This is a genomic window from Trujillonella humicola (genome assembly GCF_046233715.1).
In the GTDB taxonomy this organism is placed as follows: Bacteria; Actinomycetota; Actinomycetes; order Mycobacteriales; family Geodermatophilaceae; genus Trujillonella; species Trujillonella humicola.
Genome location: NZ_JBJNRJ010000054.1, coordinates 20,172 through 36,160, shown reverse-complemented (window position 1 = coordinate 36,160; position 15,989 = coordinate 20,172). Strand labels below are relative to the sequence as shown.

16 protein-coding genes and 1 pseudogene are annotated in these 15,989 nt (G+C 73.5%); 9 read left to right on the top strand and 8 right to left on the bottom strand.

What is annotated here, in order from left to right; translation table 11 throughout:
• The 4 genes and pseudogenes from ACK586_RS20730 to ACK586_RS20715 all read left to right on the top strand — a co-directional run.
• Positions 1-151: integrase core domain-containing protein (locus tag ACK586_RS20730; RefSeq protein WP_409332406.1), on the top strand; the 151-nt coding region annotated here is incomplete at its 5' end.
• 216 nt (positions 152-367) lie between these two features.
• Positions 368-448: pseudogene (locus ACK586_RS20725) on the top strand (hypothetical protein); the annotation flags it as partial.
• Between the two features lie 142 nt (positions 449-590).
• Entirely contained in the window at positions 591-893 is a 303-nt protein-coding gene (locus ACK586_RS20720; protein ID WP_409332407.1) for an RNA polymerase sigma factor, read from the top strand.
• A 63-nt stretch (positions 894-956) separates the two neighbouring features.
• A complete protein-coding gene (locus ACK586_RS20715; protein ID WP_409332405.1) occupies positions 957-2,036 on the top strand; it encodes a GGDEF domain-containing protein in 1,080 nt (359 codons plus the stop codon).
• Between the two features lie 28 nt (positions 2,037-2,064).
• Here ACK586_RS20715 and ACK586_RS20710 read toward each other — a convergent pair whose 3' ends face one another.
• The 3 genes from ACK586_RS20710 to ACK586_RS20700 form a co-directional block, all read right to left on the bottom strand.
• Positions 2,065-3,429 carry a cytochrome P450 gene (locus ACK586_RS20710; protein WP_409332404.1) on the bottom strand — a complete coding sequence of 455 codons (1,365 nt, stop codon included), beginning with the start codon at positions 3,427-3,429 and terminating at the stop codon, positions 2,065-2,067.
• Positions 3,430-3,607: 178 nt separating this feature from the next.
• Positions 3,608-5,857 carry a catalase/peroxidase HPI gene (gene katG, locus ACK586_RS20705; protein ID WP_409332403.1) on the bottom strand — a complete coding sequence of 750 codons (2,250 nt, stop codon included), beginning with the start codon at positions 5,855-5,857 and terminating at the stop codon, positions 3,608-3,610.
• 106 nt (positions 5,858-5,963) lie between these two features.
• Complete coding sequence (locus ACK586_RS20700; protein ID WP_409332402.1) at positions 5,964-6,392, bottom strand: Fur family transcriptional regulator; 429 nt, start codon at positions 6,390-6,392, stop codon at positions 5,964-5,966.
• Positions 6,393-6,688: 296 nt separating this feature from the next.
• Here ACK586_RS20700 and ACK586_RS20695 point away from each other — a divergent pair, with 296 nt between their 5' ends.
• Entirely contained in the window at positions 6,689-8,182 is a 1,494-nt protein-coding gene (locus ACK586_RS20695) for a CoA-acylating methylmalonate-semialdehyde dehydrogenase (RefSeq protein ID WP_409332401.1), read from the top strand.
• Positions 8,183-8,194: 12 nt separating this feature from the next.
• Here ACK586_RS20695 and ACK586_RS20690 read toward each other — a convergent pair whose 3' ends face one another.
• Positions 8,195-8,521, bottom strand: a complete 327-nt coding sequence (locus ACK586_RS20690) for a hypothetical protein (protein ID WP_409332400.1) — start codon at positions 8,519-8,521, stop codon at positions 8,195-8,197.
• A gap of 22 nt (positions 8,522-8,543) precedes the next feature.
• On the bottom strand, positions 8,544-8,753 hold the full coding sequence (locus ACK586_RS20685; protein ID WP_409332399.1) for a (2Fe-2S)-binding protein: 210 nt from the start codon (positions 8,751-8,753) through the stop codon (positions 8,544-8,546).
• A 257-nt stretch (positions 8,754-9,010) separates the two neighbouring features.
• On the opposite strand from ACK586_RS20685, the gene ACK586_RS20680 reads away from it, so the two are divergent.
• Positions 9,011-9,769, top strand: coding sequence for a FadR/GntR family transcriptional regulator (locus tag ACK586_RS20680; RefSeq protein ID WP_409332398.1), 759 nt, complete (start codon positions 9,011-9,013; stop codon positions 9,767-9,769).
• A 36-nt stretch (positions 9,770-9,805) separates the two neighbouring features.
• Here the strand turns inward: ACK586_RS20680 and ACK586_RS20675 are convergent, their stop codons facing one another.
• From ACK586_RS20675 to ACK586_RS20665, 3 genes are read right to left on the bottom strand one after another with little or no spacing between them, the layout of a single operon-like run.
• Entirely contained in the window at positions 9,806-10,591 is a 786-nt protein-coding gene (locus tag ACK586_RS20675; RefSeq protein WP_409332397.1) for a crotonase/enoyl-CoA hydratase family protein, read from the bottom strand.
• A complete protein-coding gene (locus ACK586_RS20670) occupies positions 10,588-11,352 on the bottom strand; it encodes an SDR family NAD(P)-dependent oxidoreductase (RefSeq protein WP_409332396.1) in 765 nt (254 codons plus the stop codon). Before ACK586_RS20670 ends, ACK586_RS20675 begins: the two co-directional genes overlap by 4 nt.
• A 2-nt stretch (positions 11,353-11,354) precedes the next feature.
• Complete coding sequence (locus ACK586_RS20665) at positions 11,355-12,578, bottom strand: thiolase family protein (RefSeq protein ID WP_409332395.1); 1,224 nt, start codon at positions 12,576-12,578, stop codon at positions 11,355-11,357.
• A 143-nt stretch (positions 12,579-12,721) separates the two neighbouring features.
• Here ACK586_RS20665 and ACK586_RS20660 point away from each other — a divergent pair, with 143 nt between their 5' ends.
• The 3 genes from ACK586_RS20660 to ACK586_RS20650 are packed head-to-tail and all read left to right on the top strand — an operon-like array spanning position 12,722 to position 15,801.
• The gene (locus ACK586_RS20660) at positions 12,722-13,852 is read left to right on the top strand and encodes an acyl-CoA dehydrogenase family protein (RefSeq protein ID WP_409332394.1); all 1,131 of its coding nucleotides are present in this window, start codon (positions 12,722-12,724) and stop codon (positions 13,850-13,852) included.
• Positions 13,853-13,878: 26 nt separating this feature from the next.
• A complete protein-coding gene (locus ACK586_RS20655) occupies positions 13,879-14,928 on the top strand; it encodes an LLM class flavin-dependent oxidoreductase (protein WP_409332393.1) in 1,050 nt (349 codons plus the stop codon).
• A 45-nt stretch (positions 14,929-14,973) separates the two neighbouring features.
• The gene (locus ACK586_RS20650; RefSeq protein ID WP_409332392.1) at positions 14,974-15,801 is read left to right on the top strand and encodes a mycofactocin-coupled SDR family oxidoreductase; all 828 of its coding nucleotides are present in this window, start codon (positions 14,974-14,976) and stop codon (positions 15,799-15,801) included.
• Positions 15,802-15,989: the final 188 nt, after the last annotated feature.

Below are 15,989 nucleotides of genomic sequence, written 5' to 3'. Positions count from 1 at the left end.
CAGCTGGGCCACCGCGGCCGACGCGCGGCGGGCGGTGTTCGCCTGGGCCACCCGCTACAACACCCGCCGCCGGCACTCCGCCTGCGGCCAGACCAGCCCCAACGACTACGAGGCCCGCCGGGCCCCGGCTACGCTGCCAACCGCGGCGTAGACACCCCACGCGTGTCCAGAATCAGGGGGCAAGGCCCGGCGGTCTCGATTCCCACCGCTGGTGATGGAGGCCGACGATCTCGGTGGTCGGGCAGTCGGCGTCGCTCACCATGGTGACCAGTTGGTAGGGGATCAGCCGGGCCAAGCGCACCGTCGCCGGTGCCCGGTTCGACCGGCCCGGTGATCTCGGCACGGTGCTGCGGATCGCTCCGGTGACGTGGACCTCACCGCGGAGGCGATCCGGCTCACCCGCCGGCTGGCGGCGCTGACCACCGACGAGGAGGTGGCCGGCCTGCTCGCGCTCATGCTGCTGCACTCCGCCCGGCGGCCGGCGCGGACCCGGCTGGACGGCAGCCCGGGACCGGCTGGGGGAGTACCAGGCGCAGGCCGCGATCGCCGCGCTGCACGCGGACGCACGCACGGCAGCCGAGACCGACGGGGTGCAGATCGTCGAGTGGTACGACGAGCTCGTGCGGCTCACGGACAGTCCCGTGGCTCGCCTCAACCGGGCGGTCGCGGTCGGCGAGGCCGACGGGCCGCGGGCCGGCCTCGCCGCGCTGACCGGGCTCGACCCGGCGCTGCCGCGGCTGACCGCCGTCCGCGCCTACCTGGTCGAGCGGGACGGCGACCGGGCGACGGCGGCCGCGCTCTACGCCGACGCCGCGCGCGCGGCGACCGACCTGGCCGAGCGCGACCACCTCACCCGCCAGGCAGCCCGACTCAACGCGGAGCCGCCCCGGTGAGGCGCCGCACCCCTTTCGGGTGGGTGCGCTCAACCGGGTGACGTGGGGGCCGATGCCACGGGTATGTGGTCGCAGAAACCCTCGCGCCGCCCCGACCGGAGACGCTCCCGGTGGGGGTGGTGGTGGCGCGGCGGGGACGCCGTCGGATACGGACGGCTGGTCTGGCTGGGCTCGGTGCTCACCCCGCTGTCGGCGGTCCTCGTCCTGCGCGTCGGAGAGGTCGACACCGTGCTCCTGGCAGCGGTCGCGGCCGCGCACGTGGTGGTGGTCGCGCTGAGCTTCCTGCCCTCCTGGCGGCGCTGGTCGCCGTGGGCCCTGCTGGCCTTCCCGGTGTTCTCCACCGCGTCGGTCGCGCTGGTCGCCACGGCCGTGCCCGGGGTGACCGGCGTCTACGGCGGGTTCTTCGCCCTCTGCTTCGCCTACGCGGGGCTGTTCCTGCCGCCCTACGGCAGCTACGTCCTGCTGCCCCCGGCGATCATCGCCTACTTCGGGACGCTCCCCGTGGTCGACGGCACGGTCCTCGTCCGTGCGGTCTTCCTCGCCGCGGCGTGGGTCGTCCTGGGCGAGCTGCTCGGCGCGCTGCGCCGCCGCCAGGACGCGTTGATCCAGGAACTGCACGTGGAGAACGAGACCGACGCGCTGACCGGCCTGGCCAACCGCCGGGGCATGGAGCGCTTCCTGGCCGCGGCCGAGGGCGGCGACATCGTGCTGGTCCTCGACCTCGACCACTTCAAGCAGCTCAACGACGTCCGCGGGCACGCCGAGGGCGACCGGGCGCTGCGCACCTTCGGCCGGGTCCTCGCCGGCGAGCTGCGGACCCGGGACCGGGCCGCCCGCTCCGGCGGCGAGGAGGTGGTCGTGCTGCTGCGGTGCGCCACGGAGAACCGCTGCGGCGTCTCGCTGACCCGCCGCCTGCGCCGCGCGCTCGAGAGCGTCTACCCCGGGCTGACCTTCAGCGCCGGCATCGCGGTGGTCGACCCCGACCGCTCGGTGGACGACGCCCTCGAGGCGGCCGACCGGGCCATGTACGCCGCCAAGTCCGCCGGGCGGGACCAGGTGTGGGCGGCCGACCCCGAGCGCTCCGGCGAGCTGCGCCCGGTCGCGGACTTCGGGCTCCGCCCCGCTGCCGCCACCGTCGCCTGACCGGCCGGGACGCCGGCCGGGCCGGGACCTACCCCGGCACCGCCGAGCCGGCCGGGGAGGACGACGGCGCGCCCGCCGGGTGCCCGAGCGTGACCGGTAGCGACTCGAAGCCGCGCAGGATGATCGTGCCGCGGCGCCGGGCCGAGCCGGCCGGCGCGAGGTCCGGGAACCGCTCGAACAGCGCCTGCAGCGCGATCTCGCCCTCCATGCGGGCCAGGGCGGCGCCCAGGCAGTAGTGGATGCCGCTGGAGAAGGCGACGTGCTCGCGGGCGTTGGGCCGGGTCACGTCGAAGACGTGTGGATCGGGGAACATCCGCGGGTCCCGGTTCGCCCCGGCGAGCACCAGGAGCACCAGGTCGCCCTCGGCGAGATCGACCCCGTGCACCGAGGTGGCGCGCTTCACCCGCCGGCCGGTGCGCTGCACCGGCGACTCCAGGCGCAGCATCTCGTCGACGGCGTTGGTCCACAGCGAGGGATCCCCGGCCAGCAGCCGCCGCTGCTCCGGATGGGCGCACAGCAGCGCGGCACCGTTGCCGATGAGGTTGACCGTCGTCTCGAACCCGGCGCCGAAGACCAGGGCGGCGGTGGCGACCAGCTCCTGCTCGGTGAGCCCGCTGCCGTCGTCGTCGGCAGCGGTGACCAGGGTGGACAGCAGATCGTTCCCGGGCTGCTCGCGCAGCCGGCGCAGATGGCCGCGGAACCACGCGTCGAGCTCGCCGAGGTTGCGCTCCACGCTGCGGTGGGTGGACCAGGGCAGCCCCATGTCGAGGCTGGGGGTGGCGCCGTCGCCCCAGGCGAGGAACTGCCGCCGCATCGACACCGGCACCCCGAGCATCTCGGAGATGACCGTGACCGGCAGCAGGCTGGCGTACCGCGCCACCAGGTCGACCGGCCGCCCGTCCCGGGCGTCGCGCTCCAGGTCGTCCAGCAGCTCGGCCGCGACCTGCGCGGTGCGCCCGCGGAAGTGCGTGACCGCGCGGGCGCTGAAGGCGCGGCTCACCAGCCGGCGGTACCGGGTGTGCTCGGGCGGCTCGACCGCCAGCATCGACGGCGGGTCGATCGGGCCGATGCTCGGCCGCGGCCCGGCCAGCCGCAGCGCCGCCCGCAGCACCGGCGGCAGGCCGTCGGCGCGGTGGCCGCCGATCTGCCCGAAGTCGTCGGGGTTGCGCAGCACCTCGGTGCAGACGTCGTGGTGCACGCTGACCCGCGCGAACGCGCCGCCGGTGAAGGGCGCGTCGGTGCGCAGCCGCTCGTAGTGCCCGTAGGGGTCCTCGCGGACCACCGGGTCGCTGAGCACCTCGGCGTCCGGGTTGCCCTGGCGGGCCCGGGCACGGATCGCCAGGCGCATCGCGCCGTGCGTCGCGGCCCAGCGGACCGCACTGCGCACCACCACGGGGACCAGCCTCTCAGCGACGGGGTCGTCCCGTCCTTCCTACGAGGTCACCGCGCGCCGCGCCATGCGGCACCCCGTGGCCCCCCGTGACGCGGACGAGGGGCGCCTCGCGGCGCCCCTCGTCGTCGTGCGGTGGACCGGGAGCGGGGACCGACCGTACGCCGGTCCCCGCCGCCGATCAGGCGTGCAGGTCGAAGCGGTCCAGCTCCATGACCTTGACCCACGCCGCGGCGAAGTCCTGCACGAACTTCTCCTTGGCGTCGTCGGCCGAGTAGACCTCCACGATGCCGCGCAGGATGGAGTTCGAGTTGAACACCAGGTCCGCAGCGGTGGCCGTGCGGACGACGTTGCCGTCGGCGTCCAGCCCCTCGTAGACGCCCTCGGTCTCCGTCGCCGTCCGCCAGGAGATCCCCAGGTCCAGCAGGTTGCGGAAGAAGTCCTGCGAGAGGACGCCCACGCGGTCGGTGAAGACGCCGTGCTTCGTGCCGCCGGTGTTGGCGCCGAGCACCCGCAGGCCACCGACCAGGAGGGTCATCTCCTTGGCGGTGAGCTCCAGCATGTAGGCCTTGTCGACCAGGAGCGTCTCCGGGTTGAGCTTGACGCCCGGCTGGATCCAGTTCCGGAAGCCGTCGGCGCGCGCCTCGAGCCAGCGGAAGTTGTCGACGTCGGTCTGCTCCTGCGAGGCGTCGGTGCGGCCCGGGTGGAACGGCACGGTGATCTCCACCCCGGCGTCGGCCGCGGCCTTCTCCACCGCCGCACCACCGGCGAGCACGATGAGGTCGGCCAGCGAGACCTTCTTGCCGGTCTGCTGCTCGAACTCGCCCTTCACCCGCTCCAGCACCGGCAGCACGTCCTGCACGCCGGCGTTGACCGCCCAGTCGATCTGCGGCTGCAGGCGGATCCGTGCGCCGTTGGCGCCACCGCGCTTGTCCGTGCCGCGGTAGGACGCGGCGGCGGACCAGGCGGTGTGGACCAGCTGCGACACCGACAGGCCCGAGGAGAGCACGCGCTGCTTGAGGTCGGCGATCTCCGCCTCGCCCACCAGCTCGTGGTCCACGGCCGGGGTCGGGTCCTGCCAGATCAGGTCCTCGGCCGGCACGTCCGGGCCGAGGTAGCGGACCTTCGGGCCCATGTCGCGGTGCAGCAGCTTGAACCAGGCGCGCGCGTACTGGTCGGCGAAGTACTCCGGGTCGTCGCGGAAGCGCTCGGAGATGCGCCGCAGCTCCGGGTCGCGGATGAGGGCCAGGTCGGTCGTGGCCATCATCGGCGGGTTCTTCTTGCCCTCGATGTGCGCGTCGGGGACGAGCTCCTGCGCCTCGGGGTTGCTCGGCTGGTACTGCTTCGCGCCGGCCGGGCTGGTGGTGAGCTCCCAGTCGTAGGAGAACAGGGTGTCCCAGTAGGAGTTGTCCCACCGGGTGGGCGTGGGGGTCCAGGCGCCCTCGAGACCGCTGGTGATCGTGTCGGCGCCCTTGCCGGTGCCGTGCTGGCTGATCCAGCCGAGGCCGTTGCCGTGCACCGGGCAGCCCTCGGGCTCCGGACCGACGAGCTCCGGGTCGCCGGCGCCGTGCGTCTTGCCGAAGGTGTGACCACCGGCGATGAGGGCGACGGTCTCCTCGTCGGTCATGCCCATCCGGCCGAAGGTGACGCGGATGTCGTGCGCCGCGGCGACCGGGTCGGCGCTGCCCTTGGGGCCCTCGGGGTTGACGTAGATGAGGCCCATGGTGACCGCGGCGAGGGGGCCCTCGTCGAGGTCGAGCGGCTCGTCGGTGGCGTAGCGCTCGTCGCCGAGCCAGGTGTCCTCCGGACCCCAGAAGACCTCGCCGGGCTGCCAGTTGTCGGCACGGCCGAAGGCGAACCCGAAGGTCTTCAGGCCCATGTCGTCGTGGGCCACGTTGCCGGCGAGCAGCAGCAGGTCGGCCCAGGAGAGCTTGCGGCCGTACTTCTGCTTGACCGGCAGCAGCAGCCGGCGGGCCTTGTCGAGGTTGGCGTTGTCCGGCCAGCTGTTGAGCGGCGCGAAGCGCTGGCCGCCCTCGCCGCCGCCGCCGCGACCGTCGGCGATCCGGTAGGTGCCGGCCGCGTGCCAGGACATGCGGATGAACAGCGGGCCGTAGTGGCCCCAGTCCGCCGGCCACCAGTCCTGCGAGGTGCGCATGACCTCGACGATGTCGCGCTTGACCGCCTCGACGTCCAGGGTCTGGACGGCGGCGCGGTAGTCGAAGTCCGCGCCCAGCGGGTCGGAGTCCTTGGAGGGCTTGTTCAGCACCGACAGGTCGACCTGGTTGGGCCACCAGTCCCGGTTGCTCTGCGGCCGCCGGTTTGTGACCTGCGTCGGCGGCTTGATCGCCGGGTTCTCGCTCTCGCTGGTGCTCAGGGACTCGTTCTTGTCCGCCTCGCTCAAGGACGCGGTCTGCTCGTTGGGTTCGGTCACGTCGAGCCCTCCCTCTTCTCGGTCTTCCTCGGACTTCCGGTCCGGGGGACGGCGGGCGTCTCCCGGACGCGTCTGGGCGCGCCGTCTCCGGCGCGGGGGACCGGCCTCACCCGCCGGCGGCGACGCACGCCGGGCAGCGGCCCCAGTAGATGACCTCGGCCTCGTCGATCTCGAAGCCGGCGTCGTCGGCGGCGGTCAGGCAGGGTGTGTAGCCGACGGCGCAGTCGACGTCGCCGATCACCCCGCACGACCGGCAGACGACGTGGTGGTGGTTGTCGCCGACGCGGGCCTCGTACCGGGCGACGGAGCCCGGCGGCTGCAGGCGGCGGACCAGCCCGGCGGTGGTCAGCGCCCGGAGGACGTCGTACACCGCCTGGTGGGAGACCTCCGGCAGCCGCTCGCGGGTCGCCCCGAGGAGCGAGTCGGTGTCGGCGTGCGGGTGGTCGTGGACGGCGGAGAGCACCGCCACCCGCGGGCGCGTCACCCGCAGGTCGGCTCCCCGCAGCATGCGCTCGAGGTCCTGCGTCGTCGGCACGTAGCCAGTCTGTCCCGTCGTCAGTCTTGAGTCAATCAAAATCCGGGGAACGTTCCCGGGAACGACCGTAGGGCGTCGCGGTGGCCTGCACCACAGCGCGGAGGAGGCCCGGTCCGGCCGCCGGCGATCGCACGGGGTGCCCGGGCCGGTCGGCCGGGTCGGGGTGCGCGCCGGCCCGTCGGAGGAGCGGGTCGCGAGAGGCACGGCACCCACGGCGGAGCAGAGGTTTGGTCCGTCCAGTAGAGCGGCGGCACTACCCTCCGGATGTCCCGCCGTCCAGCACCGCGAGGGAAGCCATGCCCGCCACCATCCCGCACTGGATCGACGGCGCCCGCCGCGAGAGCACCTCCGGGCGCACCGCCCCGGTGACCGACCCGGCGACCGGTGAGGTGACCGGTCAGGTCGCGCTCGCCTCGGTCGAGGAGGTCGACGCGGCGGTGGCCTCGGCGGTCGCGGCGTTCCCCGCCTGGCGGGACACCTCGCTGGCCCGGCGGTCGTCGGTGCTGTTCGCCTTCCGCGAACTGCTGAACGCCCGCAAGGGCGAGCTGGCCGAGATCATCACCGCCGAGCACGGCAAGGTGCTGTCCGACGCGCTGGGCGAGGTGTCGCGCGGGCAGGAGGTCGTCGAGTTCGCCTGCGGGGTGCCGCACCTGGTCAAGGGCGGCTTCACCGAGAACGCGTCGACGGCCGTCGACGTGCACTCGGTCCGCCAGCCCCTCGGGCCGGTCGCGGTGATCAGCCCGTTCAACTTCCCGGCGATGGTCCCGATGTGGTTCTTCCCGATCGCGATCGCCACGGGCAACACCGTCGTCCTCAAGCCGAGCGAGAAGGACCCCACCGCCGCGCTGTGGATCGCCGACCTGTGGCAGCAGGCCGGCCTGCCCGACGGCGTCTTCACCGTGGTCAACGGCGACAAGGTGGCCGTGGACCGGCTGCTGGAGCACCCCGGCATCCGCGCGGTCAGCTTCGTCGGCTCCACCCCGATCGCCCGCTACGTCTACGAGAACGGGACCCGCGCGGGCAAGCGGGTGCAGGCCCTCGGCGGGGCGAAGAACCACATGGTCGTGCTGCCCGACGCCGACCTGGACCTCGCCGCCGACGCGGCGGTCAACGCCGGCTTCGGCTCGGCGGGGGAGCGGTGCATGGCGATCAGCGCGCTGGTGGCCGTCGGCGGGATCGCCGACGACCTGGTGGCGCGGATCGCCGAGCGGGCCCGCACGCTGCGCACCGGCGACGGACGGCGCGGGTGCGACATGGGCCCGCTGGTCACCCGCGAGCACCGCGACCGGGTCGCCTCCTACGTCGACGCCGGCGAGGCCGCTGGGGCCAAGGTGGTCGTCGACGGCCGCGACGTCGCGGCGGACGGCGCCGCGGACGGCTTCTGGCTGGGCCCGACGCTGCTGGACCAGGTCACCCCGGAGATGACCGTCTACGCCGACGAGATCTTCGGCCCCGTGCTGTCGGTGCTCCGCGTGGAGACCTACGAGGAGGCCCTCGAGCTGGTCAACCGCAACGAGTACGGCAACGGCACGGCGATCTTCACCAACGACGGCGGCGCCGCCCGGCGGTTCCAGAACGAGGTCGAGGTCGGGATGATCGGCATCAACGTGCCCGTCCCGGTGCCGATGGCCTACTACTCCTTCGGCGGCTGGAAGCACTCGCTGTTCGGCGACTCCCACGCCCACGGCACCGAGGGCGTGCACTTCTTCACCCGCGGCAAGGTCGTCACCTCCCGCTGGCTGGACCCCAGCCACGGCGGGCTCGACCTCGGCTTCCCGCGCAACGTCTGAGCAGCCTGCGCCTCACCCGCCGACGGGGTCCCCGTCCGGTGGGGGAGGGGCGAACTCGCGGACGACGGTCTGCTCGCCGAGGAAGAAGGTCGGGTAGATCTCCAGCGTCATCGAGTCCAGGAACCGGGGGACGTCGAGCTCGGGCGAGCGCAGAAAAGCCTTCGCGTCCTCGGGTGTGGCGAACGCGAAGACGTTCATCACCTCCCGGCCGTCGTCGGTGGCCCGGTACACCCACTGCTTGGTCACCCGGAGACGGGCGAACTTCTCCGCGGACCGGTCGAGGGCGGCGACGTAGGCGTCGTAGTCCTCCACCGGGAAGATCGTCACCAGGTAGACCATCGAACCGCTCCCTCGCTCCCGTTCACGTGCCCTCCCCGTCGCCGGGCACCAGCCGGCCGCGGGAGCGCGGACCGTGCCGCTCCTCCAGCAGGGCGCGCACGTGGACGGCGCACCGCCCGCAGTCGGTCCCCGCGCCGCAGGCGTCGGCCACCTCGCGGACGGTCCGGGCGCCCTCGGCCACGACGGCGCGCACGGTGGTGCTGCTCACCGCGCGGCAGATGCAGATGTACATCGCGGCCCCGTCCCGGCTCGGGGCGACGCCGTCGTCGTCCCCGGGAGCATTGAAGCCCGGGCGAGGCCCGGATGCGGCTGCCGGCGGCGCGCCGCGGTCCACCCGGGCCGCCGGCCCGCCGCGGGTCCGGCGACGACCACCGGCGCCCGGCGCCCGGCGCGCGACCGCCGATCCGGCACCGGGTCGTCTCACCAATCCGGAGGGGCCCGGGCGCGGACGGCGGCGAAACCCTGCGCACGGCTACTACTCTCCGGTACATGACCACCAGCGGCCGCCCACGCGACACGGGCTCGTCCCCGCGGCCGATCAAGCGCGGAGCGAAGGTGGCCGAGGCGCTCGCCCAGGAGATCGTGCACGAGATCGTCTCCCGGAAGCTGCCGCCGGGCACCCTGCTCTCCTCCGAGGCGCAGATGCTGGAGGACTACGGAGTGGGCCGCGGGTCGCTGCGCGAGGCCCTGCGCATCCTCGAGGTGCACGGGCTGATCACGATGAAGCCCGGCCGCAACGGCGGTCCGATGGTCATCGAGGTCGGCTCCCGCGACTTCGGGCGGATGTCGAGCCTGTTCTTCCACCTCGGCGGCGTCACGTTTCGCCAGCTGGTCGAGGCGCGGCTGCTGCTGGAGCCCCTGATGGCGCGGCTGGCCGCCGAGCGGCGCAGCCAGGAGCTGGTCGGGGCGGTCGCCGATCCCGACGCCACCCCGGTCGAGGACGACGCCGAGTACTTCGACGCCACCAGCGACTTCCACAAGACCGTGGCCGCCATGTCCGGCAACCCGGTGCTCAACCTGATGAGCTCCTCGCTGGAGGAGATCTTCCGCGACCAGGTCAGCGGGCTGCTGTCGCCCAAGGACCAGCGCAAGCACGTCCTCGAGGTGCACGCCGGGATCGCCGAGGCCATCGCCCGCGGCGATGCCGACGCCGCCGAGAAGCTCATGCGCGAGCACATGCAGGAGTACGCCGACTGGGTCGAGCAGCGGCAGCCGCAGATGATCGACGAGATCATCGACTGGCGGTAGACCTCTCGTCGTCCCCGGCGGCGTCGGGGAGTTCCCTCACCGGCCCTGCCAGACCGGCGCCCGCTTCTCGGTGAAGGCCCGCGCCCCCTCCTTCGCGTCCTCCGACGAGCGGATCGGCTCGTAGATCTCCCACTGCCGCGCGAAGGCCTCCCCGGCCGGCCAGCTGCCGCCCTCGGCCAGGATGCGCTTGGTGCCCTGCACGGCCAGCGGCCCGTTCGAGGCGATCTGCTGCGCCAGCTCCAGCGCGGCGGGCAGCGCCTGCCCGGGGGGCACCAGTCGGTTGACCACCCCGGCGGCGTGCGCCTCGGCGGCGCTCACCCGGTCGCCCGTCAGCGCCCACTCGGTGGCCTTGGGCAGCCCGGCCTTGACCGGCAGGCGCAGCAGCCCGCCGCCGCCGGCGAGCAGCCCGCGCTTGACCTCGGGCAGGCCGAAGAACGCGTCCTCGGCGGCCACGATCAGGTCGCAGGCCAGAGCGATCTCGAACCCGCCGGCCAGCGCCGGTCCCTCGACCGCGGCGATCAGCGGCGTCGTCGGTGGGCGCTCGACCAGCCCGGCGAAGCCCCGGCCCGGGACGGCCGGCTTCTCCCCGGCGAGGAAGGCCTTGAGGTCCATGCCGGCGCTGAAGACGCCGCCGGCGCCGGTGATCACGCCGACGAAGAGGCTGTCGTCGTCGTCGAGGGAGTCCATGGCCGCGCCGATGAGCTGCGCGGCCGCGGTGTTGATCGAGTTCTTGGCCCGCGGCCGGTCGATGGTGACCACGAGGACGGCGCCCTGGCGCTCGACCCGGACCTCCGGCTCGCCGGCCGCGTCGGGCGCGCTCACTTCGGCTGCATCCGGATCGCGCCGTCCAGCCGGATCGTCTCCCCGTTGAGCATCGGGTTGTCGATGATCGCCATGGCCATGCGGGCGAACTCGTCGGGCTGCCCGAGCCGGCGGGGGTGCGGCGTCATCTCGCCGAGGGAGTCGCGCACGTTCTGCGGCAGCCGGGCGAGGATCGGGGTGTCGAAGGTGCCCGGGGCGATGGTCGCGACCCGGATGAGCTTGCTCGCGAGGTCGCGGGCGGCGACCAGGGTGAGCCCGACGATGCCGGCCTTGGCCGAGGCGTAGGGCAGCTGGCCGATCTGGCCCTCCCACGCGGCGACCGACGCGGTGAGCACGCAGACGCCGCGCTCGCCGTCGACCGGCTCGTGCCGGGCCATGCGGGCCGCGGCCTGGCTGAGCACGTTGAAGGTGCCGATCAGGTTGATCCGCACGATCTGCTCGTAGAAGGCGAGGTCGCCGGGGTTGCCCTCCTTGTCGACGACGCGCATCGCGCCGCCGCGGCCGGCGCAGTGCACCAGCGTGCGCAGCGGTGCCAGCTCGTCGGCGGCGGCGACCGCCGCGGCGACGGCCTCGGGGTCGGTGACGTCGGCGGCGACGAACGTCGTCTTCCCGCCGAGCTCCTTCGCGACCTCGGCGCCGGCGGAGGTGGGCAGGTCGACGAGCACCGTCGGCACGCCCTTCTCGACCAGCCGGCGGGCGGTGGCCAGGGCGAGGCCGGAGGCCCCACCGGTGACGACCGCGGACCCTGCGGTGACGTCCATGCTCAGTTCCTCCCTGCGCTCAGGTTCTCGATGACCAGTGCGTTGGCCATGCCACCGGCCTCGCACATCGTCTGCAGGCCGTACCGCTGCCCGGTGTCCTCGAGGAAACCGAGCAGCGTGGTGGCCAGGCGGGCGCCGGATGCCCCGAGCGGGTGGCCCAGCGCGATGGCCCCGCCGCGGGGGTTGAGCTTCTCGTCGGCGATCCCGAACTCGGCCTGGAAGGCCAGCGGCACCGAGGCGAAGGCCTCGTTGACCTCGAACGCGGCGATGTCCTCGACCGACAGGCCCGAGCGCTGCAGCAGCTTGTGGGTGGCCGGGATCGGGCCGGTCAGCATGAGCAGCGGGTCGTCGCCGGTGACCGCGGTGGCCACGATCCGGGCGCGCGGGGTGAGGCCGAGCGCGGCGGCCCGCTCCTCGCTCATGACCAGGAGCGCGGCGGCGCCGTCGGTGAGCTGGGAGGAGTTGCCGGCGGTGATCTTCCAGTCGAGGTCGGGGAAGCGCGGGGCGTGCGGGCTGCCGGCGAAGGCGGCCTTGAGGCCGGCCAGCCGCTCCACGGTGGTGCCCGGGCGGATGGTCTCGTCGGCGGAGACCTCGCCGTCGGGGGTGGTGATCGCGACGAGCTCGCGATCGAACGCGCCGGAGGACGCCGCGGCCGCGGCCCGCTCGTGCGAGGCGGCGGCGAACTCGTCGAGCTGCGCGCGGGACAGACCCCACTTCTGCGCGACCAGCTCGGCGGAGATGCCCTGCGGCACCAGGCCGGGGGAGTAGCGCTCGGTCACCCGCGGCCCGTGCGGGTCGGCGTCCCCGCGCGCGGACCCCATCGGCACCCGGCTCATCGACTCCACGCCGGCCGCGACCGCGATGTCGTAGGCGCCGGCGAGCACGCCCTGGACGGCGAAGTCCAGCGCCTGCTGCCCCGAGCCGCACTTGCGCTCGATGGTCACCGAGGGCACCGACTCCGGCCAGCCCGCCGCGAGCACCGCCTGGCGGCCCGGGGTCGCCGACTGCTCGCCGTTCTGCCCGACGCAGCCGACGAGGACGTCGTCGATCGTGGCCGGGTCCAGGGAGTTGCGGTCGGCCAGCGCGCTCAGGACCTGGGCGAGCAGGTCGACCGGGTGCACGCCGGACAGGGCGCCGCCGGCCTTGCCGCGCCCCATGGGGCTGCGGACGGCGTCGACGATGACGGCAGCGGGCCGGGTGGGTGGGTGCCCTGCTGGAGAAGGCATGGGAGCGTCCTCTCGGGACCGGATGTGGGCGTTGACACCTTAACCATGAATACCAATAACATGGAATGAGCCGGAGCTCGTGTGAGCGGCGACCAGCCGATCCTCGCAGCGGGGCCGGGATCGTTCTCGACGAGAGGACCGCGATGTCGTTCGACCTGCCGGAGCACCACCAGCAGCTGCGGGAGCGCGCCCGCGCGGTGGCGGACTCGGTGCGCGACCAGGCGGCCGAGGCCGACGAGGCCACCGACGTCCACCCCGGGATGCTCGCCGCCCTGCGGGAGAGCGGTCTGGCCGCGCTCACGGTGCCGGCCGCGCACGGCGGGGCCGACGAGACGGTGGACTCGCTGGCGGTGACCGTCGTCCGGGAGGCCTTCGGCGGGGTGTCGGCGCACCTGGACTCGCTGTTCGCCATGCAGGGCATCGGCAGCTATGCGCTGGCCGTGGGCGCGAGCGAGCGGATCCAGGCGGAGTGGCTGCCGAAGGTGGTCTCCCTCGAGGCGATCGCCGCCCTCGGTCTCACCGAGCCCGACGTCGGCTCCGACCTCAAGTCGATCACCACCACCGTCGTCGAGAAGGACGGCGAGCTGGTGCTGAACGGCCACAAGTCCTTCATCACCAACGCCGGGGCGGCGCACTTCTACAGCGTGCTGGCCAAGGAGGACGAGGGCTTCTCGCTGGTCTTCGTGCCGGCCGACACCCCCGGCGTCCGCGTGGTGTCCGGCCCCGGGCTGATCGCGCCGCACATCATCGGCGAGGTCTCCTTCGACGACGTCCGCGTGCCGCTGGACTCCCGCGTGGGCCTGCCCGGCCAGGCCTTCCCCATGGTCCTGCAGACGCTGGCCACCTTCCGCGTCTCCGTCGCCGGCTCCGCCGTCGGGCTGGCGCAGGCCGCCCTCGACGAGGCCGTCCGGCACACGACCGGCCGCTCGCAGTTCGGCAGCACGCTGGCCCGGCTGGGCCCGATGCCGCAGATGCTCGGCACCTGCTGGATGGAGATCGAGCAGGCCCGGCTGCTCACCTACGCCGCCGCCAGCCGCGCGGCCGCCAACCCGCTCGGCGCGCTGGACTGGTCGTCGATGGCGAAGGTCGCGGCGACCGAGACCGCCGGCCGCGTGGCCGACCGGTGCGTGCAGATGATGGGCCGCTTCGGTGTCGTCACCGGCTCGACCATCGAGCGGCTGTACCGCAACGCCCGGCCGATGCGCATCTACGAGGGCGGCAACGAGGTGCTGCTCGGCCAGCTGGCCAAGACCCTCACCCGCCCCGCCCGCTGACCAGACCCCCAGAGAAGAGGCCCGCCATGGTCGCCGTCGGCATGCTGCTCTCCGACGTCCCCTCGTCCGTCAGCCCCGCCCAGCAGTTCGACGACGTCCGGCGGATCGTCGAGGCCGCGCAGCGCAACGGGATGACCTACATCGCCATCGGTCAGCACTTCCTCTACGGGGAGCTGCGCTGGCTGCAGCCGGTGCCGCTGCTGGCCCGCCTGGCTGCCGAGTGCGACCGCGACACCCGGCTGGCGACGCAGATCATGATCGCGCCGCTGTACCACCCGGTGATGCTGGCCGAGGAGCTCGCGACCCTCGACGTGGTCACCGAGGGCCGGCTGGTCTTCGGCGCCGGCATCGGCTACCGCCCGGAGGAGTTCGACTACCTCGGCGTCCCGTTCAAGGAGCGGGCCGCCCGGACCGACGAGATCCTCGAGCTGCTGGTCAAGCTCTGGACCCAGGACGAGGTCACCCACTCCGGCCGGTTCTGGCAGCTCGACGGCGTGCGCCCGCACCTGAAGCCGGTGCAGGACCCGCACCCGCCGATCTGGGTCGGCGCGCAGAGCGTCGCCGGTGCCCGGCGGGCCGGCCGCTTCGGCGACGCCTTCCCGGTCACCCCGGAGGCCACCTACGACGAGATCGAGGAGCGCTTCGCCGCGGTGCGCGAGGGCTTCGCCGCCCGCGGCAAGCCCTTCGGCCCGCAGCCGGTGCGCCGCAACGTGCTCGTCGCCGGCTCCCGGGAGGAGGCGATCGTCGAGTACGCCCGGGTCTCGAAGGGCAAGTACCTGAGCTACGCCCAGAAGGGCATGGGCAAGGCCGGCAGCGCCGCGCAGCTCGACGCCGAGTTCGTGGAGACGGTGACCAGGCACGCGGTGCTCGGCACCGACGCCGAGGTCATCGCCTCGCTGACCGAGCTGTGCACCCGCTTCCCGGTCGACCCGCTGCTGCTGCGGCCGCAGTGGCCCTCGATGAGCGCCGAGGAGACCATCGCGGCCATCGAGCGGCTGGGCAAGGAGGTCGTGCCGGCCATCCGCGCCCTGCCGACGCCGGAGCCGGAGATCCTGCCCGCACCCGCGGGCGCCTGACCACCACCCGCGCAGACCGGGACGAGACACACACCAGGAGGAGCCATGAGCCGTTTCGAGGGCAAGGTCGCGCTCGTCACCGGGGGCGCCCGGGGGCAGGGCCGCTCGCACGCCGTGCGGCTGGCGGCGGAGGGGGCCGACGTCGTCGTGATCGACGTGGCCCGGCAGTTCGACTCGGTGCAGTACGCGATGTCCACGCCGGAGGACCTGGCCGAGACCGAGAAGCTGGTCCGCGACCACGGGCGCGAGTTCCTCGGCGTGATCGGCGACGTCCGCGACCAGGAGCAGGTCCAGGACGCCGTCCGGCAGGCCGAGGAGCGCTTCGGCGGCGTCGACCTGGTGTGCGCCAACGCCGGGATCCTGCCCTCGACCGGGCCACACGCGCAGCGCGTCGAGGCCTGGCACGACACGATCGCCACGAACCTGTCCGGTGTCTTCTTCACCCTGCAGGCGGTCGTGCCCGGCATGGTCGAGCGGGGTCGCGGCGGGGCCATCGTCCTCACCGGGTCGACGTCGAGCTTCCGTGGCGTGGCCTACAAGCTCGACATGCTCAACCCGGGCCACCAGGCCTACGGGGCGGCCAAGTCCGGCGTCCTGTCGCTGATGCGCAACTACGCGATGGCGCTGGGCACGCATGGCATCCGGGTGAACACGATCATCCCGGCCGGCGTGGACACCCCGATGATCAACAACGAGTTCTTCAGCAAGGACCTGCAGGCCGACGCGCCCCCCGGGTGGATGGCCAACGTCATGGAGCACGGCCTCGTGCAGCCCGGCGACATCTCCGACGCGGTGCTGTTCCTGCTCTCCGACCAGGCGAAGTTCGTCACCGGAACGGCACTCCCGGTCGACATGGGCACGCTGCTGATCTGACCACCGGGCGTCCCCGCCCGACCGGCCTCACCACCACGGCCCCGGCCCGCCCTCCGGCGGGCCGGGGCCGTCGTCCGTCGAGAGGCCGGCCCGGTCGCGAAACGTTCTGGTCACGGGGCTTGTCCGTATCTGTGAGCACAGTTACAGTCGCTCAACCCTGCACATGATTACCACCCTTCAGGAGCGTC